Here is a 19,622-nt window from a genome sequence, read left to right on the forward strand (position 1 = left end):
GGATGAAGACAGGAATGAACATCCTTCTCGTCGGCGTCGGCGGGCAGGGAACCATCCTCGCCTCCAAGATCCTCAGCCATGTGGCCCTGGCCCAGGGCTGGGACGTCAAGATGTCCGAGATTCACGGCATGGCCCAGCGGGGCGGTTCCGTCGTCACCCAAGTTCGCCTCGGCGAAAGAGTCTATTCGCCGATCATCGAACCGGGCGAGGCCGATATCATCGTCGGCTTTGAAAAGCTGGAGGCCTACCGCTGGACCCACATGCTGCGCCCCGGCGGCGCTATGATCGTCAACGACCAGAAGATCGAGCCCCTGCCGGTTTTGATCGGCGCGGCCGCCTACCCCGAGGGGATCATCGAGGCCATCGGCGAGCGCGTCGGCCGCCTGTCCATCGTCCCCGCTCTCGACCTGGCGACGAAGATCGGCAACCCCAAGGCCGCCAACGTGGTCCTCATGGGCGTGCTCGCATCGGTCATGGACATTGCCCGCGAGACTTGGGATGCGGCGCTGGAAGCGCGCGTTCCTGCCCGTTTCCTGGAACTGAACCAGCGCGCCTTCGCCGCTGGATTTGAGTACCGGGAAGAGAAGCGGGCGTAAGAACGGTAAAACGTTCGGGAAAAACCTGTACGAGAAAAACCTGTTCATAGGATGGAACTGTAGGCCGGCGGGAATGGATGACCGCCGGCCTTTTCCTGTGTTCATCGAAGCGCGACCTGTTTTAAGGGAAATCTTACAGGAAGAAATCTGATGACAGAAGCAGCCTTTCGCTTCCGATCGCATACATTGGAGTGCGATCGGAAGGGAATCTTGCGTGAACATCGTCGCCTGACTCATCGAAAGGGGATGGACCGCGATGGGAGAAAGGATAAACCATGACCGTTTCGACATCGAATACCGCCTTGACAAGGTTGCTGCTTGGGAACGGCTCTACACATCGCTGCGCATGCAGGCGGTGGAACGGGTCGTCGCCATGGCCATGGAGCGGGAGGGAATGGTCTTCCGTGACGGTCATCCGGAGACGATCGCCTTTATCCTGGAGCAGGCCAGCCAGTGGGAGCAGCCGCCCCATATCGAGGAACTTCTTGCCGAGTACCTGCACCGGGCCTTGCTGAATGGCTCATTTTCGGATGCGAAGCTGAAATCCGCTTTGGAAGAGCACCTCGGCTGCGCTCCCGCCAGCGCGTCGGAAGTCAAAACCCTCGTCGCCGGCTACAACCGCGCGGCGGCCGTGGCCTACGCCAACCGCTACTATAAAAACCACAACCCCAACTACCCCGATTTCAACAGCCGTCCCGGCCGCGGCGGCAACTGCGCCCACTTCATCTCGCAGTGCCTTTACGCCGGCGGGATGCCCTGGGTGCTCGGTCCGCCCGAGCGGTTTACCTGGCCCCGGTACTGGTGGTGCAAGCCGGGCGCTACCGACAGAGACGGCGATCGCCGGATCACCCTCAGTTGGAAAGTGACCACCGCCTTTCGTAACCACTGGTCCGGACGGGTCGCCCGTTTCACGACCCTGAGTGCGGCAGAGATGCTCAACGACTGGAACCGCTGGTTTGAACGTCTGCGCCTCGGCGATTTTATCCAGTTGGCCTACGCCAACGGCGCTCCCTACCACACCCTGATCCTCGTCGCCAAGGTCGGCAAGGACATCGCCCTCGCTTCCCAGAGCGACGACGTCAATGATCGTTCCATGCATGGCACTTTGGAGATCATGAAAGGAAAAGGACAGCGGGTGCTCGTCTATGAAATGGGCGATTAACCTTGTTACCCCAGACCCCTTCGCCTTCTTTGTGAAAAGTTTTATAAAAAGATTATATCGGCAATAAAATCAGCAGGAGTCAGCCGAATTTTGTCGAATAGCGTAAGTAATTTTTGGAACAATATTGGTCTGACAACCAGACACCATTGGTGATGTATACTTTGACTTTTTGCCAGATGTGGAATAGTATAGGTTACGATGGAGAAGCAGCACGCTGGATTCGATGCGCCACAAGCCGTGATGGCTGTGGCCCTGACAGCGCGATCGCACAGAAGTGAGGGTCTGTTTTGGACATGGGGCAACGCTTTTCGGGGAAGACACTGATGGCAATCCTGGCTCACCCCGATGACGAATCCTTCGGCATGGGCGGAACCCTGGCGCGATACAATGCCCTTGGCGCCCGCACAGTCGTCGTCTGCGCCACCCGCGGCGAAGCAGGCAAGTGCGGTGATCCGCCGCTCTGCGAGCCAGCCGGCCTCGGCGAGGTGCGCGAGGGGGAGACCCGTCGGGCCTGCGCTGTCCTGCAAGTGGACGAACTGCATTTTCTCGACTACCGCGACCAGGAGACGAATATCGCCCCGCCGGGGGAGATTGTCGACAAGATGGTCCGCCTGATTCAACGCTGCCAGCCCGATGCCATCGTCACCTTCGGCCCTGACGGCATGTCCGGTCACATGGACCACACCACCGTCGGCCACTACGCCACCATGGCTTTCCTGCTCTGCGGCAGTGCGGCCCGCCTCTACTTCCTTTGCCTGCACCCTGGCGTTGTCGCCCGGATGGGGCGGGGATTTGCCCGGCCCAGCGAACAGATCCACGTGGCCGTGCCGATTAGTGAATATCTGCGACAAAAACGCGACGCTATCTTCTGCCACCAGACACAGATCGGATCGATCCGGCGCATCGGCTATCTCAGTGAGCCTTCACCCATCAACCATGATCCGGAGTTGGATCAACTGCGTTCCTTTGAGTACTACCACCAGGTATTCCCCTCGCGCCCGCTCCGGCAGGCCGGCGAGGAGATGGCTCAGGATCTTTTCTAGCAAAAAAGGAATGCGTAGAGAGCAGAAAGAATGTTTGTCTGTTGGACAAACACCATTAGGGAGGGTCGGATCGATATGGCAGAGTACAAATACGCAAAAGTTCCGGCGACAGGGGAGACCATCGGCTTTGCTGAGGGAAAACTGCAAGTGCCGGATCAACCCGTTATCCCCTTCATCGAAGGCGACGGCACCGGTCCCGATATCTGGCGCGCCTCGCAGGCCGTCTTTGACGCGGCGGTGGAAAAAGCCTATAACGGCCAAAAGCGCATCGCTTGGATGGAGGTCTACGCCGGCGAGAAAGCCAAGAACAACTTTGACACCTGGCTGCCGGAAGAGACCGTCGAGGCCTTCAAAGAGTTCCGCGTCGGCATCAAAGGACCCCTGACGACGCCTGTTGGCGGCGGCTTCCGATCGCTGAACGTCACCCTGCGCCAGGTCATGGACCTCTACGCCTGTGTGCGCCCGGTGCGCTACTTTGACGGCGTGCCGAGCCCCGTCAAAACGCCGGAAAAGGTCGACATGGTCATCTTCCGGGAGAACACGGAAGATGTCTACGCCGGTCTGGAATGGAAAGCCGGCACGGCTGAAGCCCAGAAGGCCGTCGAGTTTTTCCGCAACGAAATGGGCGTCAAGATCCTCAAAGACGGCACCGCCCTCGGCTTAAAGCCCATCTCCGAGTTCGGCAGCAAGCGCCTGATCCGTAAAGCCATCCAGTACGCCATCGACAACAACCGCAAGAGCGTCACCCTCGTCCACAAAGGCAACATCATGAAGTTCACCGAAGGCGCCTTCAAGGACTGGGGATACGAGCTGGCGGCGGAAGAGTTTGCCGAGCAGACGATCTCCGAGGCGGCGCTCTGGGATGAATACAATGGCAAGGTCCCCGAAGGCAAGATTGTCATCAAGGACCGCATCGCCGACAGCATGTTCCAGCAGGTCTTGCTCCGCCCCGACGAGTACGACGTGCTCGCCACGACCAACCTCAACGGCGACTACCTCTCTGACGCCTTGGCCGCCCAAGTCGGCGGGCTGGGGATCGCGCCGGGCGGCAACATCTCCGACGCCTATGCCGTCTTTGAAGCCACCCACGGCACAGCGCCCAAGTATGCCGGACTGGATAAAGTCAACCCCGGATCGGTCATCCTATCCGGTGTAATGATGCTCGAACACCTCGGCTGGCAAGAAGCGGCCGACCTGATCATCAAAGGTTTCCAAAAAGCCATCGAAGACAAAGTGGTCACCTATGACCTGGCCCGCCAGATCACTGGCGCCAGGGAAGTCAAAACGTCAGAATTCGCCCAGGCCGTCATCGAACGGATGTAAGGGCGAGAAAACATACATGGCTGGGTCAGCCAGGAAGGGGAATCATTTAGGTATGGCACGCAAGAAGATTACCATCATCGGTGCAGGCAACGTCGGCGCCACCGCCGCCCACTGGGCAGCTTCCAAAGAACTGGGGGACATCGTGCTCCTTGACATCATGGAAGGGATCCCCCAAGGCAAAGGTCTCGACCTGATGGAAGCCTCCCCCGTCGAAGGTTTCGACTGCAACATCATCGGCACCAACAGCTACGCTGACACGGCCAACTCCGATGTGGTCGTCATCACCGCCGGCATCGCCCGCAAACCGGGCATGAGCCGCGACGATCTGATCGCCACCAACACGAAAATCGTTGCCGATTGCGCCAAGAAAGCGGCCGAACAATCGCCCAACTCGATCATCATCATCGTCTCCAACCCCCTCGACGCCATGACCTATGTGGCTCAAAAAGCCTCCGGCTTCCCGACCAACCGCGTCTTTGGCATGTCTGGCATCCTGGACGCCGCCCGTTTCAAGACCTTCATCGCCATGGAGATGGGTTGCTCCGTCAAGGACGTCTCCACCATTCTCCTCGGCGGCCACGGCGACGACATGGTTCCCCTGCCCAGCTACACCTTCATCGGCGGCATCCCCATCCGTCAACTGCTGCCTGAAGACAAGATCCAGGCAATGGTCGACCGCGCCCGCAAAGGCGGCGCCGAGATCGTCGCCTACCTGAAGACCGGTTCCGCCTACTATGCCCCATCCGCCTCGGTCATCCAGATGGTCGAAGCCATCCTGAAAGACCAGAAGCGCGTCCTGCCTGTCGCCGCCTACCTGAACGGCGAATACGGCTATGAAGGCATCTACACCAGCGTGCCCGTCATGCTCGGCGCCAACGGTGTGGAAAAGGTCTACGAGATCGAACTGACCGACGAGGAAAAACTGCTCCTCGCCAAGTCTGTCGATTCCGTGAAGAGCCTGATCAAGGTTACCGGCATGTAACCTTCAGGCGCAAACGTGGGCGCAGCCTCGCGCGCACCTCGGCGGCGCTGCTCCGGAGCGTGTCTCAAAAACTAAATAGCTCCGGAATGGATTGACGTACACTTCATGACAGAAAATGGACCAGTTCCGGGTAAGGAACTGGTCCATTTTTAGCTTTTTTCAGAACTCCCATTGGTAAATGTGGAAACGTTTCCAGTGACTTGGGCGGCCTTATGCGCCGACTTCCTCCTCTCGGTCGTTCGGGATCACGCCGATCTCACAACAGTCGTCCCCCAAGGCCTGGCAGGATAAGGACTCCATGGCAGCCGGTTCGTAGAGTGTCTCCCAGACGCCGCGCAAGATGGCGCGGTGCAGGGGACAGGTGAGATGGTGGCGCCCTTCCGCCGATTCCCGGAAAGGACAGTTGCGCAGTCGAATGATCGTGCGGCCTTCATCGCAAGTGACGGCGGAAATGGCCAGCGGTTCGATAGCGATCACCTCTTTGAAACACCCGCCAACGGTCAGTTGTCCGTTCCCCGCCGCTCCCTTGTCGGATCGCACTCCTTGGGCTAAACGGACGCCATGGGCATAGCCCACCTTGTCCAATGCCGCAATGCCGCTTGCCCCGACCGCATCAAGGGCGTCTAGGGTCAAGTCGCCGAGCAACTGGTATTCGCGCGGCGGAAAATGCAGTGTAATCGCTTTTTTACGCAACGAATAAAGCCGCCCCGGCCGTCCAGGCATGGACTGGTGATCCCAACCGGATTCGAGCAGCTCGATCTCCTCCAGTTTCGAGAGATGGAGGCGGGCGACGTTCGGATGGATAGAAAACTCCTGGGCGATCTCCTTGACCGTGCAGGTGGCGTTAGGGTGGTTGACGATATATTGATAGATAGAGAAACGAGTTCTGTCGGCGAAGACAGAACTGACCTTCTGAGCGTCCTCGAACACAGCATCACCTCATCCGTAATAGGCTGACCCCAATGATATCGAAAAAGGGCTTCCGTCGCTTCCATTAGTACCATTTTAATTATAAGAGACGTATCTATTCGCCGAAAGGCGACAGATACATTTTTCGCAGACCCTTTCGGGGATATGCGGGTCAATGGACGAGCTTGAAAAAAGTGACGCTTGTGTCAAACTATTTCCATACTCTATTATCGCTTGATACAAAGAGAAAATCATAGTATGATCATGGTAGATGCCAAGCTTTATTAATATAAATAACTTGCAATAACCTTCACAAGTAGACTACAGAGACAACGAGGTCGTGTAAAGGAGTGCCCGCCATGAGTACAAAGGATCACGGCTTTTACAACATCAAAGCGGTTGAGAAGATGACCGGCGTTGCCGCCGGGACCCTTCGCGTGTGGGAGCACCGGTATCAGGTCATCCAGCCGGATCGCAACAAGGCGGGATACCGGGTGTACTCCCAAGAGGACGTGCAGACCATCCAGTGGCTGGCTCAGCAGGTAAAAAACGGCGTAACCATCGGACAGGCCGTCAAGATGCTGCACCAGAAGGATGTCTTGCGGCCCATCAGCCCCCTTGTCGACACCGGCAAGGATGCCCTTGGTGAACTGCATCGTCGCATCGTCCTTGCCCTGGACGACTATGATGAGCAAAAAGCGAGCGCTGCCATGGAGGAGGCCTTGAGCCTATTCAACATGGAGCGCGTCGCCGTGGAACTCATCCTGCCCATTCTGCAGGAACTGGGCGAACGCTGGGCGCGCCGGGAACTGTCCGTCGCCCATGAACACTTCGCCTCCAACTTCTTCCGGGCCCGTCTGGCCGCCATGCTCTGCGCCCTGCCGGCCAACCGCGACCTGCCCCTCGTCCTGGCGGCTTGCGTCTCTGGTGAGCACCATGACCTGGGCCTGCTGATCTTCTCCATCTACCTGCGCCGTCGCGGTTTCCGCGTCATCTACCTCGGTCAGGATCTGCCCACGGAAGACCTCTACGAAGTGGTCGGCGAACTGCGCCCGCGCGTCGTCGCCCTCTCCGTCGGCTCCCGTCTGCTGGTGCCCGAAGTGCTCCTGATCCATGAACAGCTTCTCGACATGACCAAGCGGGGCGGCTTCCCCATGCGTGTCTGCATCGGCGGCCGCGGCCTCGATTACGACATGGAAGCCCAAGACCACCTGAAAGACTCCTATATCGCCGGCTCCATCGAGTCCTGGGACACCTGGCTCAGAGGCCTCGACTGATTGACGAAATACGCAATTTCATTTGGAACGAAAAGCGCCGTCGGCAAAAAGCCGCGGCGCTTTTTTCGGTGCGCCCTCATCTATGCAGATCAGCGCGCCAGCCTTCCGGCGTTCGCCGTAAAAAGAGTTCGACGTCCACCTCGTGACCGGCAACGGGGCCGATACCGGCGTCATCGATAGAATCAATGGCTTCTGCTTCTCCGGAGACGACGGCAGTGTCTGCCGTAGGGTGGGAGACGCGAAAGTCTTTGGCCAGGAAAAGAAAATAAGGCCCTTCCGTGTAAAACCCCCAGGGGAGATCAGGCGCCGCCTGAGCGCCTTCCGCCCAGAGAAGTTGGATCGCCTCAGCCGTCCAGTAGGAAGATAACAAGCGTGACAGGTCCTCTTTTGTCGAGACGGGAACAGGTGTCAGACCCTGGTTGCGCAGCCAGTCGGGGTTTTGCACAAAGAGGGCGATCGCCATCTGCCTGTCTGCTCGCAGGGCAAAGGTGACCAACTGCTCATCAGTCCAATCACTCGTCGTCTCTCCAGGAGGAAGGTCTGCCTCGACGAGGGAAGGCAGTCCTGCTTTGTTTTCGGAAGCGAAGGCGAAACCATTCGAATGCGCCACATCGGGGTGCATCGCAGCCGATAGATCGCTCTCGGCGACAGGCGACAGGGAGAGGAGAAGAACGAGGAATAAGAGCGGTGACAGTCGGAGAGGCCACACATGAATTTCCTCCTTTTTCCATCTCAAGGGTATATATTCTTCACAGCGCCGAAATATGCCGATCCAGATGATGGAGGATGCGATTTAACCCATTTCCCATAATTACAGAGTGAATATATTCATTTTCTTAATAGGGGTATGCCACTTGTCACTCTGTTTAAGCTTCGGTTATGATATGAAAAAGTGATGTAGATTCCCAGTCCTTGTGTCTCTTTCTCATCGGCGAACAGAAAACCAGGTTTTCTGTTCGCTTTCGGTTTTTTCTGAAAAATTGGAAAATCTGGGGTGAAAGTTAATGGCAAAAGAGGAAACCTACTACCAGCACCTAGAGCGCCGTGGCGTCAGCCGGCGGGACTTCCTCAAGTTTTGCACCGTCATGGCCGCATCCCTCGGACTGAGCGCCGGATCGGTCCCGAAGATTGCCGAAGCTCTAGAGACGAAGAAACGGATTCCCGTCATCTGGCGTCACCTGGTCGAATGCACCTGCTGCACCGAATCCTTCATCCGCTCTCACCATCCCATCGCTGCGGACATCCTGCTCAACATGATCTCCCTCGACTACGATGAAACCTTGATGGTCGCCGCTGGCGAGCGGGCCGAAGAGGCCGCCCGTAAGAGCATGGAGGAGAACAAGGGCAACTACATTCTGGCCGTCGAAGGGGCTGTGTCCACAAAAGACGGCGGCATCTACTGCGTACTAGCCGGCCGGAGTTCCGTCGAGATCCTCAAAGAGGAAGCCAAAAACGCCAAGGCGATCATCGCCTGGGGCTCCTGCGCCGTCAACGGCTGCATCGCCGCCGCCAACCCTAACCCCTCCGGTTCCGTGCCGGTCCAGGAGATCATCAAAGACAAGCCCATCATCAACGTGCCCGGCTGCCCGCCCATCGCTGAGGTGATGGCCGGCGTGATCACCCACCTGCTCACCTTCGATCGCCTGCCGGAACTGGACCGCGAAGGCCGGCCCAAAGCCTTCTACGGTCACCGCATTCATGACAAGTGTAACCGCCGCGCCTATTTCGATGCGGGGATGTTTGTGGAATCCTTTGACGACGAAGGGGCCAAGCAGGGCTGGTGCCTCTACAAAGTCGGCTGCAAAGGGCCTAACACCTACAATTCTTGCGCCAACATGGAGTGGAACGGCGGCGTCAGTTATGACATCAAGTCCGGCCACCCCTGCATCGGCTGTTCGGAAAAAGGCTTCTGGGACAACACGGGCGGCCAGTCCTTCTATACCCACCTGGCCGAGGTGCCCGGCATGAATATCGGCATGAACGTCGACCAGTTCGGCATCGCCGCCGTCGGGGCCGCCGCTGTTGGCGCCGCCGTTCACGCCGGCTTCTCCGCCGTCACGAAAAAGGCCGAAGAGAAGAAGGAAAGCAAAGGCGGCTGCAACAAAGATTCTCTGGGAGGTTGAACATAAATGGCAGAACGCATCGTCGTCGACCCTGTCACACGGATTGAAGGCCACCTCCGCGTCGAAGCCAAGGTGGAGGGCGGAAAGATCGTCGATGCCGTCAGCGCCGGCACCATGATCCGCGGCCTCGAGATTATCCTGCGTGATCGCGATCCTCGCGACGCCTGGGCCTTGGTCCAGCGCATCTGCGGTGTCTGCACCACCATCCACGCCTTGGCCTCGGTGCGGTCTGTGGAAGATGCCCTCAAGATCCGCATCCCCAAAAACGCCGAACTGATCCGCAACATCATGTTCACCGCCCTTTATGTCCATGATCATGTGGTCCATTTCTACCACCTCCATGCGCCCGACTGGGTCGACATCCCGAACGCACTGAAGGCCGATCCGGCCGCCACGGCCCAACTGGCTCAGAGCATCTCCCGCTGGCCCAAGTCGACGGCCGGCTACTTCAAGGACGTCCAGACGAAGCTGAAGACCTTTGTCGACAGCGGTCAACTCGGCATCTTCGCCAACGCCTACTGGGGCCATCCGGCCTACAAGCTGCCGCCGGAAGCCAACCTGATGGCCGTGGCCCACTACCTGGAGGCGCTCTCCTGGCAGAAGGAGATCGTCAAGATCCACACCATCTTCGGCGGTAAGAACCCTCATCCGAACTACGTCGTCGGCGGCATGGCCTCGGCCATCGACATCAACAGCGACAACGCCCTCAACATCGAGCGCTTCAATATGATCGGCCGACTGATCGACGAGGCCATGGAGTTTGTCGAACAGGTATACATCCCCGACCTGTTGGCCATCGCCTCTTTCTACAAGGACGCGGCGGCCTATGGCGGCGGCGTGGGCAACTTCCTCTGCTACGGCGACCTGCCCACCACCCATATCAATGACCCGGCGGGCTTCCTCTTCCCGCGCGGCGTGATCCTCAACAAAAACCTGGGCGAGGTTCTCGACGTGGATCCCCGCGATCCCGAGCAGATCCTGGAATATACGGATCACTCCTGGTATAAAAACTCCAAGAGCGGCCTCCATCCTTGGGACGGCGAGACGAACATCAACTACACCGGTCCCAAGCCACCCTATAAGACTCTCGACGAGTCGGGCGCCTTCAACCAGGCCTATTCCTGGCTCAAATCGCCCCGCTGGCGCGAAAAGTCCGTCGAGGTGGGCCCACTGGCCCGCATGCTTGTCGCCTATGCCAAGAAGGACTGCAAGGCCCACGACCTCGTCAAGAGCGAAGTCGACAAGGTCCTCGGCGGCCTCGGCGTCGGCCCCGAAGCCCTCTTCTCGACTCTCGGCCGGACGGCGGCCCGCGGCATCGAGACGAAGCTCTGCGCCACCTGGCTGAAGCAGTTCTACAACGAGCTGCTCGCCAACATCAAGAGCGGCGACCAGACGACTTTCAACAAGGAGCGCTGGGAGCCCTCGACCTGGGACAAGGACTGCAAGGGTGTCGGCATCGCCGAAGCGCCCCGCGGCGCCCTCGGTCACTGGTGCCATATTCAAAATGGCAAACTCGCCAACTACCAGTGCGTCGTCCCGACGACATGGAACGGCTCCCCGAAAGACCACAAGAACCAACCTGGCGCCATCGAGGCCGCCCTCATTGGCACGCCCTTGGCCAAACCGGAGGAACCGGTGGAACTGCTGCGGACGATCCACTCCTTCGACCCCTGTCTGGCCTGCGCCGCCCACCTTACAGATACGGAAAACCGGGAGATTACCAAAATCGACGTCTTGCGGTAAGGAGGTAGGGCCATGCAAGATATGAAAACCGGCCTGCGCTGCCTGCAGACGGTCTATGTCTGGGAACTGCCGGTCCGGTTCTACCACTGGGTGAATGCCCTCTGCATCGTCATCCTTATGGCGACGGGTCTCTACATCGGCAACCCGGCCCTCAAGCCGACGGTCGTCAACGGAGAGGCGACGACCGTCTTCTGGATGGGCAAGTCCTTCATGTGGCACATCGCCGCCGGCTACGTCTTTATCGCCATCTACCACTTCCGCCTCTACTGGGCCTTTGTCGGCAACGAGTACGCCCGCAGCCACCACTGGCCCTGGCAGAAGGAGTTCTGGCAAGAGTTCTTTGATGTGCTCCTTAGTTACCTCTTTCTGAAACACCACCACGATGAACATCTGGGCCACAACCCGGTGGCCAACCTGGCTTACTTCGGGTTCATCATGGTCGGCTCCATCTTCATGTCGGTGACCGGAATGGCCATGTACGGCGAGCTTCATCCCGACGGCATGATCGGCACCGCCTTCGGCTGGGTCTTCACCCTCTTGGGGCAGAGCTTCACCGTGCACATGCTGCACCGGCTGATGGCCTGGGGGATCGTGGCTTTTGTTATCGTCCACCTCTACCTGTCCATCCGCCACGACATGTTCGCCCGCAACGGCACCCTTTCTTCCATGGTCAGCGGCTACAAGTTCGACTGCCAGGAAAACAGCAAGGCTTAGCAGCGGCTGGCGCAGCATGCTTTGAAAAGCTGCAAGAAGGCTGAAACTAAGCTTGCGCCAAAGCTTGCGCAGCCGCCGAAGGCTGCGTCTGAGTCACGTCTGAGTCTACGTGGCAGATCGGTTTTGCGTAGGCAAGCCATGTCCTGTAATGCTACAATAGCTTTAATAACGTGATCTGGAACGGTTGGGGTGACCTGCGCTAAGGGGGCGTTCAGGTTGCCCCGCCGTTCTTCTGGACAGAAAGGGTTACCGATGGAAAATAAGCAAAACAAGGAAAAAAAGATCATCGTCATGGGCCTCGGCAACCTGCTCTTCACTGACGAGGGACTCGGCGTCCATGCGATTCGCCGGATTGAGGCAGGGTATGCCTTTTCGCCCGAGATCGAGTTGATCGACGGCGGGACGCTGGGCCTGATCCTGCTCGAACACCTGGAAGAGGCGAGTTATTTCCTCTGCATCGACGCCGTGAACGCCGGTCAGGCGCCGGGGAGCCTCATTCGCCTCGAAGGGGAAGAACTGCCCCGCTACTTGGGGGTGAAGATGTCCCAGCACCAGATGGGCTTTCAGGAGGTGCTGGCCCTCGCCAGCCTGCGAGGAACCCTGCCCAGCGAGATGGCCCTCGTCGGTGTGCAGCCGGAAAGCCTTGAGTGGGGTACTGAGCTGTCGCCGACGGTGGCGGCCACTCTGCCTGCTGTGACCGAGGCGGTCTTGGAAGTTCTGGGACGCTGGGGCGTTTTGGCGACACCGAAGGGGTAAAGCGAAGCGGGTGGCATCGGCACGATCGGGACAAAAGGGTAAAACAGATTAAACGGCTACATCCAATAATCGGTTTAATCGGCGAAGGCGGAAGGAGGGAAAGCCTGCGTGCATGAAATGGCGCTCATGGAAAGCCTCGTCGGCGTGCTCGCCCGGGAAGCGCCCCGGCACAACATCGCCCAGATCAAGAAGGTGAAACTCACCGTCGGCGCCCTGACCCATGCGCTGCCCGACGCCCTTCAGTTCGCCTTTGCCGTCCTTCGGGAACAACCCCTCTTTGCCCCAGGCGCAGAGCTGGAGATTGAGGAGTTGGAGACGCGGGGCTGCTGCCGCGACTGCGGCGCCGACTTTGCCGTGGAAGGGAACTTTGGCTTTCTCTGTCCGAGTTGCGGCGGATTCACCGTCGAGATCATCCAGGGCCGGGAGTTGCAAATCGACTACTTTGAGGGTGACTGAGAGGGTGACTGATATGCAGATCAAGCTGGGACAAGACCTGCTCGGCGCCAACCGGACCATCGCTGGCGAGATTCGTCGGCAGATGGAGCAAAAGGGGATTTTTCTGCTCAACCTGATGAGTTCCCCAGGCGCTGGTAAGACGACGCTGCTGGAAAAGACGCTGGCTGCGGTAAAGGACCGCCTGCGCGTCGCCGTCATCGAGGGCGATGTGGCGACGACGAAGGATGCCGAACGGATTGCCCGCCTTGGCATCCCGGTCGTTCAGATCAACACCCATGGGGCCTGCCACCTCGATGCCGCCATGGTGCGCGATGTGCTGCCCGCCTTTGACCTGAATAAGCTGGACCTGTTGATCGTCGAGAACGTAGGCAACCTCGTCTGTCCGGCTGAGTTCGATCTGGGTGAGGCGATGAAAGTCGTTGTCTTGTCCACGACGGAAGGCAACGATAAGGTGCCTAAGTATCCCCTCATGTTCCGCGAGGCTGGCGCCTTGCTCCTCAACAAGATCGATCTGCTGCCCTTCACCGACTTTCACCTCGATGAACTGGCCGCCGATTTGGGGCAGATCCATCCCGGCTTGCCTCGTTTCGACCTGTCGGCTCGCACGGGGGAAGGTATGAACCCGTGGATCGAGTGGCTGCTGGCTCAAGTGGAGGAGCGCCGGGGGCGATGACGGGCGGGAGCGGCGGCCATCGCGATAGTCGAAGCCAAGGCAGGAGCCAAAGCCAAGGCAGTGATCTGCTGCATTCCCCCATTGCCCGGACGATCCTCGTCACTGGCACTGTCCAGGGCGTCGGTTTCCGGCCCTTCGTCTACCGGTTGGCGACCCGTCTTGCCCTGGCCGGCTGGGTGTCGAACGGGGCAAAGGGCGTGGAGATCCACCTGGAAGGCGCTCCGGGGGCGATAGAAGCATTTTTGCAGGCCCTCGGCACAGAGGCGCCCCCCTTAAGCCGCATCGCCGGCATACAAATCAGGGAAGCGGCTGTCGAGTCATTCGGCGATTTTACCATCTGGAAGAGCGGAGCCGTTGATGCGTCGCTTGATGATGCGGCCCAAGCCCGCGTTCCTCCTGACGCGGCCCTCTGTCCCGAATGCCGGCGGGAACTAGAGGATCCTCTTGATCGGCATTACCGCTACCCCTTTACCAACTGCACTCACTGCGGTCCCCGTTTCACCATCATCCGCCAGGTCCCTTACGACCGCGCCCAGACGAGCATGGCTTCTTTTCCCATGTGCCCCGAATGTCGGCGCGACTATGACGATCCCCTTGACCGTCGCTTCCACGCCCAGCCGACAGCTTGCCCCGCCTGCGGACCCCGTGTCTGGTTCGCCGGGCGCGATGGGAGGGAGCTTCCAGGCGACTGGGCCGAGACCTTCCGCGAGTCGATCCGGCAGGGGAAGATCATTGCCATCAAAGGGTTAGGCGGATTTCACCTCGTCTGCGACGGCCGGAACCGCGCCGCCATCGCCGAACTGCGCGAGCGCAAGCGGCGACCGGCGAAGGCGCTGGCGGTGATGGGCCGGGATCTGGCGACCTTGCGCCGGTTCTGCTGGATCAGCGATAAGGAGGCAGCCGCCCTCTCCGGAGCGGAAGCGCCTATCGTCATCCTGGAACGGCGGGAGGAGGCCTCGCTGCCGAACAACCTGGCGCCGGGAACGCGTACACTGGGCGCCATGCTGCCCTACACGCCGCTGCATTACCTGCTCTTCGACGCTTCCGTCGATCTGCTGGTGATGACCTCGGGAAATCCCGTCGGGCTGCCCCTCGTCCGGGACAACGAAGCGGCGCTCAGCCAGTTGGGCGGCATCGCCGACGCCTTCCTCTTCCATGACCGGGAGATCGTTAGCCGTGCCGATGACTCCGTCGTTCGCCTTATCGACGATACCCTTCAGTTTTACCGCCGCTCCCGCGGTTATGTGCCGAGAGGGATCCCTGTTCCCTGGCCCGAAGGCGCATCCGACCGGATTCTCCTGGCCGCCGGGGCGGAAATGAAAAACGCCTTCGCCCTATTAGGGCGCGGCGCAGCCTACCTCAGCCAGCATATCGGCGATGTGGATACCCGTGAGGGACGTGACAACTACCTGGAGAGTTGCCGGAACCTGCAGCGGCTGCTCGATCTGTCTCCTCAGCGGGTGGTCAGGGATCGGCATCCCCACTACCGCATCACCGCCCTGTCCGAGGAGATCGCCCAGGGAGACGACCCTGCGCTGAGAAAAGGTCTAGCCCCTGGCGAAGGTCTATCGTCTGGAAAAAACGCAATGCCTGGGGACAGCCGAGCGCAGGAAGAAGGCCCAACGCAGGGAGAAGGCTTACCGGCGGAAGAAGGCGCAGTTCCAGAAAAAAATGGCCTCCCTATCGATGAAGTCCAGCACCACCACGCCCACCTGGCCGCTGTGCTGGCGGATAACGGCGAGACGGGTCCGGCCATCGGTGTCATTCTCGATGGGACTGGCTTCGGGGAGGACGGCGCGATCCGCGGCTTTGAGATCCTGTCGGGCGACCTGCGCCAGTATCGCCGCCACTTCTGGCTGCGTCCCGTTCCTCTTCCCGGCGGGGAAGCGGCCATCCGCCGGCCCTGGCTGACAGCCGCCGCCTTCCTGGGAGAAGCCTTCGGCGACGCCGGCTGGTCACGAGCCAAAGCCCTTTTTTCGGAACGGGCTGCCATGATCGACAACGCTCGCCGCATGGCCGAAAAACGGCTGAACACGCCGATCGTCTCCAGCGCTGGCCGGTTGTTCGACGCAGTGGCTGCGCTGCTCGACCTTTGCCTGGAAAACAGCTATGACGGCCAAGCGGCTATCGAACTGGGCGAGCGGGTTCGCCTTCGGCTGGGCTTGACCGGCTGTGGTGAGCGACCTGTTCAGGCAGCGGGAAGGGGCGCTGGGGAGTTAGTCGCGGAGCGGGAAGAGCCCTTCGCTGACGACGGGAATCCGATAGATAGGCTTGTAGAGGCTGCTCTGGCAGACGGGGAGTACCCTTTTGCATTGACGAAAGGGGGAGGCCCCATGTTTGGCGCCCCTGATCGCCTTCCGAAGCGATGCGATGCAACTCCAGGCCAGATCGACTTTGCGCCGCTCCTAGCGGCCCTCTTGACAGACCGGGAGTTAGGTCTCCCCGCCGAAATCATCGCCAGCCGCTTTCACAACACCATCGTCCGCATAGTGGAAGCAACCCTCTTGACCGTGCGAGAGGAAACCAGAATCGATCGCGTCGCCCTCGGCGGCGGCGTTTTTCAGAATCCCTACCTGTTTACACTGGCTCGTCGTCTGTTGGCCCGAAGGGGATTTCGCGTGCTCATCCCCCGCGACGTTCCGGCCAACGACGGCGGCCTGGCCCTGGGACAGGGCGTCATCAGTCTGTGGAGGGAGGAATGACCCATGTGCCTGGCTGCGCCGTCTCGCATTACCACCATCCAGGAGGGCGGCTTCTTGGCTGAAGTGGAATCTTTTGGCAACAAAAGAACCGTTGGGCTTGCCCTTGTCCCCGAAGCAAAGGTGGGCGATTATGTGCTCGTTCACGCCGGATTTGCCGTCCAGATCCTTGATGTAGAAGCTGCCATCGAGAGCCTGAAAGCCTGGGAGGAGATCCTGGCGGCCACCAAAAGCGGGGCCTAGGGGCGCCATTAGCCCAGGAGCCGCCGCCAAGAGGGCGCTCTGCGACCAGGGAGCGCCAGTGGCCTAGGGGAGGGGCGCAGGGACGTAAGTACGACCGGGAGGCGACTTCTTTTGCATAAGGAGATCCTGAAGCGGTTTCGCGATCCCGAGCTGGGACGGCAGATGGCGGAGCGGGTGCGCGAACGATTGGACCGGCTGACCCACCGGTTGGGGCGGCGAGCCAATGTGATGGAGTTCTGCGGCACCCATACGGCGGCCATCTCGCGGTCCGGTGTGCGGGAATTGCTGAAGCCCCATGTGAACCTGATGAGCGGACCCGGCTGTCCTGTCTGTGTCAGCGATTACAGCGATATCGACCGGATCATCGCCCTCGCCGGAGCGCCGGGAACCATCATCGCCACCTTTGGCGACATGATCAAGGTGCCCGGCAGCCGGACGACCTTGCAGGAGGAAAAGGCGCGCGGGGCTGATGTGCGGGTCGTCTACTCCTCACTGGACGCCCTGGCGCTAGCCCGGGAAAATCCCACTAAGGCTGTCATCTTTATCGGCGTCGGCTTTGAGACGACAGCGCCGACAGCGGCCGTCACTATTGAACAGGCGGTCCGCGAGGGCATCGAGAACTTTTTTCTCTACTCGCTCCACAAGCTCACCCCGCCGGCCATGGCGGCCCTGTTGCCCGATCCGGAATTGAAGATCGATGGCATCCTCCTTCCCGGCCATGTGAGTCTGATCACCGGCAGGGGCTACTGGGACTTTCTCTCCCGGGAATTGGGCCTGCCTGGAGTGGTTGCCGGCTTCGAACCGATGGAACTGCTGAGTGCCGTCGATGCCCTGGCTTTGCTGCTCCTGGAGGAACGCTACGCTGTCGTCAACGCCTATGGCCGGGCGGTCCAAGAAGAAGGCAACCCGTCGGCCCTTGGCGCCATGGCCCGCTGTTTTGACCTGCGCGAAGGTCGCTGGCGCGGACTGGGCGCTGTTCCGGCGAGTGCTTTGAAACTGAAGCCCGAGTTGGCCCCCTGGGACGCCGAAGTCCGCTTTCCGCTGACGACGGTGCCTGCTGATTCCACCAAAGGTTGTCTTTGCGGGGAGATATTGAAAGGCAAAAAGACGCCCTTTGAATGTCCCCTTTTTGCCCGAGGTTGCGAACCGGCTCGGCCTGTAGGCCCTTGCATGGTTTCTCATGAAGGGACCTGCGCCACCTATTACCGGTATGAGCGTTTCACCCGATGAATCATCGCCATTATGCAAAGGAGGGACGGCTGTGCCGGATGAACGCATCCTGTTGGCCCATGGCGATGGCGGCGCCTTGACCCACCGCCTGGTGAAAGAGGTCTTCCTGCGCCACTTCGACCACCCGGCCTTGCGGGAGTTGACTGATGCCGCTCTGCTTCACCTGCCGGAGGGACGGTTGGCGATGACCACCGACACCTTCGTCGTCAACCCGCTCTTCTTTTCCGGCGGCGACATCGGCAAACTGGCTGTCGCCGGAACGGTCAACGACCTAGCTGTGTCTGGGGCGCGTCCCCTCTATCTGACGGCCGCCTTTATCCTGGAAGAGGGCTTTCCCCTTGCTGACCTGGAGCAGGTCATCGCCTCGTTGGCCCGGACGGCCCGGGAGGCTGGTGTGGCTGTCGTCGCCGGTGACACGAAGGTGGTGGAGCGGGGCTGCGGCGACGGGATTTACATCAACACAGCCGGCGTCGGCGCAGTTCCCAACGGGAGGGATCTGGGCTACCACCGTATCGCGCCCAGCGATGTGGTCCTCGTCAACGGGACGGTAGGCGACCACGGGCTGGCCATTCTTTCCAAGCGGGCAGGCATCGAGTTCGACACACCGGTGGTAAGCGACTGCGCAGCGTTGAACGGATTGACGGAGATGCTGTTGGAGCGCTTTCCCGAGGCGGTCCGGTTCATGCGCGACCCGACCCGGGGCGGCGTAGCCACGACGTTGAATGAGGTGGCCCAGTCGACAGGACGGGACATCATCCTCGACGAGGCGGCGCTCCCCATCCGCGAAGAGGTGCAAGGGGCCGCCGAACTGCTCGGTCTCGATCCCCTTTACCTGGCAAACGAGGGGAAGGTGCTCATCGTCGCCGCTCCCGAAGCGGCCGAGGCAGTCCTGGCGGCTTTGCGGGAGCATCCTCTTGGACAGCATGCTGCCGCCATCGGCCGCGTGGAGGCGGAAACCGTTTCAGCGCCAGAGTTGAGACATGAGTCTGACCGAGATGCGGGGCCGGGAAGGGCGCCTGGAGCGGCTCATGGCTTTAGGCCAGGAACAGGAGTTGGGCTGGCGCAGGGACGCGTCTTCCTGCGAACCCCTTTAGGTGGCCACCGCATCCTCGATATGCTGGCCGGCGACCCGCTGCCCCGGATCTGCTGATCCCCTAGGAATCATCAAAGGAGGTTGGTCCTATGTGCACGCCGGGAACCTTTTCCAATGAATTGCAGTTGCTTATCCGGCAGATGAAGGGCCGCACCCACCGGCTCTTTCACGACGCCCGGGATGTATCGGTCTACCTGAAAGAGAACCGGCAGGAGACGGAACTGGCCGAGCTGCTCGAACAGATGGCCGTCGCCTTGAAAGAAGCGGAAAACGCTGCTGCCCGGGCGATGGAACTGGCGGCAAGCCGGCAACAGGAGGCGGAGGCCCAGCGGCCGTCACCGACGGCCACGGTTTTCAACGGATAAAGAGGGGCATTCATAGAGAGACCCGGCCTTTGGACCGGGTTTTTGCTTTTTTAAAAGGAAAACAGGGCGATAAAAAGTTTGAAAATTCTTGTCTATGCAATTGCATGTGGGGAGGGAGATTGGTTTGCTTCGTCGAAAAGAGATCGTGAAATAAGTTCCAAAGTATCCAATCAAGAGACCAGGCGATCACAGGTTGGAATGCGAAGGAACAACCCCAAGTCAGAACTAAGGAACA

The 19,622-nt window shown here is 60.0% G+C and carries 19 protein-coding genes; 17 read left to right on the forward strand and 2 right to left on the reverse strand.

Features of this window, described 5'->3' with window-relative positions:
* Positions 1-2: 2 nt before the first annotated feature.
* The 5 genes from AC0CW1_RS13795 (at position 3) to mdh (ending at position 5,106) form a co-directional block, all read left to right on the forward strand.
* Positions 3-596 carry an indolepyruvate oxidoreductase subunit beta gene (locus tag AC0CW1_RS13795; protein WP_488183586.1) on the forward strand — a complete coding sequence of 198 codons (594 nt, stop codon included), beginning with the start codon at positions 3-5 and terminating at the stop codon, positions 594-596.
* Positions 597-852: 256 nt separating this feature from the next.
* On the forward strand, positions 853-1,758 hold the full coding sequence (locus AC0CW1_RS13800; protein ID WP_488183587.1) for an amidase domain-containing protein: 906 nt from the start codon (positions 853-855) through the stop codon (positions 1,756-1,758).
* A 323-nt stretch (positions 1,759-2,081) separates the two neighbouring features.
* Entirely contained in the window at positions 2,082-2,801 is a 720-nt protein-coding gene (locus AC0CW1_RS13805; protein ID WP_488183588.1) for a PIG-L deacetylase family protein, read from the forward strand.
* Between the two features lie 75 nt (positions 2,802-2,876).
* Entirely contained in the window at positions 2,877-4,124 is a 1,248-nt protein-coding gene (gene icd / locus AC0CW1_RS13810; RefSeq protein WP_488183589.1) for an isocitrate dehydrogenase (NADP(+)), read from the forward strand.
* 52 nt (positions 4,125-4,176) lie between these two features.
* Positions 4,177-5,106 carry a malate dehydrogenase gene (mdh, locus tag AC0CW1_RS13815; RefSeq protein ID WP_488183590.1) on the forward strand — a complete coding sequence of 310 codons (930 nt, stop codon included), beginning with the start codon at positions 4,177-4,179 and terminating at the stop codon, positions 5,104-5,106.
* A gap of 210 nt (positions 5,107-5,316) precedes the next feature.
* Here mdh and AC0CW1_RS13820 read toward each other — a convergent pair whose 3' ends face one another.
* Positions 5,317-6,036, reverse strand: a complete 720-nt coding sequence (locus tag AC0CW1_RS13820; protein WP_488183591.1) for a helix-turn-helix transcriptional regulator — start codon at positions 6,034-6,036, stop codon at positions 5,317-5,319.
* A 338-nt stretch (positions 6,037-6,374) separates the two neighbouring features.
* On the opposite strand from AC0CW1_RS13820, the gene AC0CW1_RS13825 reads away from it, so the two are divergent.
* Positions 6,375-7,292: a MerR family transcriptional regulator gene (locus AC0CW1_RS13825; RefSeq protein WP_488183592.1), complete on the forward strand. Its 918-nt coding sequence runs from the start codon at positions 6,375-6,377 to the stop codon at positions 7,290-7,292.
* A gap of 76 nt (positions 7,293-7,368) precedes the next feature.
* On the opposite strand, the gene AC0CW1_RS13830 is transcribed toward AC0CW1_RS13825, so the two are convergent.
* Entirely contained in the window at positions 7,369-8,001 is a 633-nt protein-coding gene (locus AC0CW1_RS13830) for a hypothetical protein (RefSeq protein ID WP_488183593.1), read from the reverse strand.
* A gap of 295 nt (positions 8,002-8,296) precedes the next feature.
* Here AC0CW1_RS13830 and AC0CW1_RS13835 point away from each other — a divergent pair, with 295 nt between their 5' ends.
* The 11 genes from AC0CW1_RS13835 (at position 8,297) to AC0CW1_RS13885 (ending at position 19,387) form a co-directional block, all read left to right on the forward strand.
* The gene (locus tag AC0CW1_RS13835; RefSeq protein WP_488183594.1) at positions 8,297-9,415 is read left to right on the forward strand and encodes a hydrogenase small subunit; all 1,119 of its coding nucleotides are present in this window, start codon (positions 8,297-8,299) and stop codon (positions 9,413-9,415) included.
* 6 nt (positions 9,416-9,421) lie between these two features.
* Positions 9,422-11,158: a nickel-dependent hydrogenase large subunit gene (locus tag AC0CW1_RS13840; protein ID WP_488183595.1), complete on the forward strand. Its 1,737-nt coding sequence runs from the start codon at positions 9,422-9,424 to the stop codon at positions 11,156-11,158.
* Between the two features lie 12 nt (positions 11,159-11,170).
* Positions 11,171-11,872, forward strand: a complete 702-nt coding sequence (gene cybH, locus AC0CW1_RS13845) for a Ni/Fe-hydrogenase, b-type cytochrome subunit (protein ID WP_488183596.1) — start codon at positions 11,171-11,173, stop codon at positions 11,870-11,872.
* 252 nt (positions 11,873-12,124) lie between these two features.
* Entirely contained in the window at positions 12,125-12,628 is a 504-nt protein-coding gene (locus tag AC0CW1_RS13850; protein ID WP_488183597.1) for a HyaD/HybD family hydrogenase maturation endopeptidase, read from the forward strand.
* A gap of 117 nt (positions 12,629-12,745) precedes the next feature.
* Complete coding sequence (locus AC0CW1_RS13855) at positions 12,746-13,084, forward strand: hydrogenase maturation nickel metallochaperone HypA/HybF (RefSeq protein WP_488184161.1); 339 nt, start codon at positions 12,746-12,748, stop codon at positions 13,082-13,084.
* 13 nt (positions 13,085-13,097) lie between these two features.
* Entirely contained in the window at positions 13,098-13,757 is a 660-nt protein-coding gene (hypB, locus tag AC0CW1_RS13860; RefSeq protein ID WP_488184162.1) for a hydrogenase nickel incorporation protein HypB, read from the forward strand.
* Positions 13,709-16,459: a carbamoyltransferase HypF gene (hypF, locus tag AC0CW1_RS13865; protein ID WP_488183598.1), complete on the forward strand. Its 2,751-nt coding sequence runs from the start codon at positions 13,709-13,711 to the stop codon at positions 16,457-16,459. Before hypB ends, hypF begins: the two co-directional genes overlap by 49 nt.
* 3 nt (positions 16,460-16,462) lie before the next feature.
* A complete protein-coding gene (locus AC0CW1_RS13870) occupies positions 16,463-16,699 on the forward strand; it encodes a HypC/HybG/HupF family hydrogenase formation chaperone (RefSeq protein ID WP_488183599.1) in 237 nt (78 codons plus the stop codon).
* A gap of 111 nt (positions 16,700-16,810) precedes the next feature.
* A complete protein-coding gene (hypD, locus tag AC0CW1_RS13875) occupies positions 16,811-17,929 on the forward strand; it encodes a hydrogenase formation protein HypD (protein ID WP_488183600.1) in 1,119 nt (372 codons plus the stop codon).
* Positions 17,910-19,079 carry a hydrogenase expression/formation protein HypE gene (gene hypE / locus AC0CW1_RS13880; RefSeq protein ID WP_488184163.1) on the forward strand — a complete coding sequence of 390 codons (1,170 nt, stop codon included), beginning with the start codon at positions 17,910-17,912 and terminating at the stop codon, positions 19,077-19,079. The genes hypD and hypE overlap by 20 nt, the downstream gene beginning before the upstream one ends.
* Positions 19,080-19,111: 32 nt before the next feature.
* Entirely contained in the window at positions 19,112-19,387 is a 276-nt protein-coding gene (locus tag AC0CW1_RS13885) for a hypothetical protein (protein ID WP_488183601.1), read from the forward strand.
* Positions 19,388-19,622 lie beyond the last annotated feature (235 nt).

The sequence above is a fragment of the Heliomicrobium sulfidophilum genome (genome assembly GCF_057715735.1).

What these genes read in the sequence shown, in the direction of transcription:
- AC0CW1_RS13795 (WP_488183586.1), top strand. Translation starts at nt 3, where the DNA reads ATGAAGACAGGAATGAACATCCTTCTCGTCGGCGTCGGCGGGCAGGGA.
- AC0CW1_RS13800 (WP_488183587.1), top strand. Translation starts at nt 853, where the DNA reads ATGGGAGAAAGGATAAACCATGACCGTTTCGACATCGAATACCGCCTT.
- AC0CW1_RS13805 (WP_488183588.1), top strand. Translation starts at nt 2,082, where the DNA reads ATGGCAATCCTGGCTCACCCCGATGACGAATCCTTCGGCATGGGCGGA.
- icd (WP_488183589.1), top strand. Translation starts at nt 2,877, where the DNA reads ATGGCAGAGTACAAATACGCAAAAGTTCCGGCGACAGGGGAGACCATC.
- mdh (WP_488183590.1), top strand. Translation starts at nt 4,177, where the DNA reads ATGGCACGCAAGAAGATTACCATCATCGGTGCAGGCAACGTCGGCGCC.
- AC0CW1_RS13825 (WP_488183592.1), top strand. Translation starts at nt 6,375, where the DNA reads ATGAGTACAAAGGATCACGGCTTTTACAACATCAAAGCGGTTGAGAAG.
- AC0CW1_RS13835 (WP_488183594.1), top strand. Translation starts at nt 8,297, where the DNA reads ATGGCAAAAGAGGAAACCTACTACCAGCACCTAGAGCGCCGTGGCGTC.
- AC0CW1_RS13840 (WP_488183595.1), top strand. Translation starts at nt 9,422, where the DNA reads ATGGCAGAACGCATCGTCGTCGACCCTGTCACACGGATTGAAGGCCAC.
- cybH (WP_488183596.1), top strand. Translation starts at nt 11,171, where the DNA reads ATGCAAGATATGAAAACCGGCCTGCGCTGCCTGCAGACGGTCTATGTC.
- AC0CW1_RS13850 (WP_488183597.1), top strand. Translation starts at nt 12,125, where the DNA reads ATGGAAAATAAGCAAAACAAGGAAAAAAAGATCATCGTCATGGGCCTC.
- AC0CW1_RS13855 (WP_488184161.1), top strand. Translation starts at nt 12,746, where the DNA reads ATGGCGCTCATGGAAAGCCTCGTCGGCGTGCTCGCCCGGGAAGCGCCC.
- hypB (WP_488184162.1), top strand. Translation starts at nt 13,098, where the DNA reads ATGCAGATCAAGCTGGGACAAGACCTGCTCGGCGCCAACCGGACCATC.
- AC0CW1_RS13870 (WP_488183599.1), top strand. Translation starts at nt 16,463, where the DNA reads ATGTGCCTGGCTGCGCCGTCTCGCATTACCACCATCCAGGAGGGCGGC.
- hypE (WP_488184163.1), top strand. Translation starts at nt 17,910, where the DNA reads ATGAGCGTTTCACCCGATGAATCATCGCCATTATGCAAAGGAGGGACG.
- AC0CW1_RS13885 (WP_488183601.1), top strand. Translation starts at nt 19,112, where the DNA reads ATGTGCACGCCGGGAACCTTTTCCAATGAATTGCAGTTGCTTATCCGG.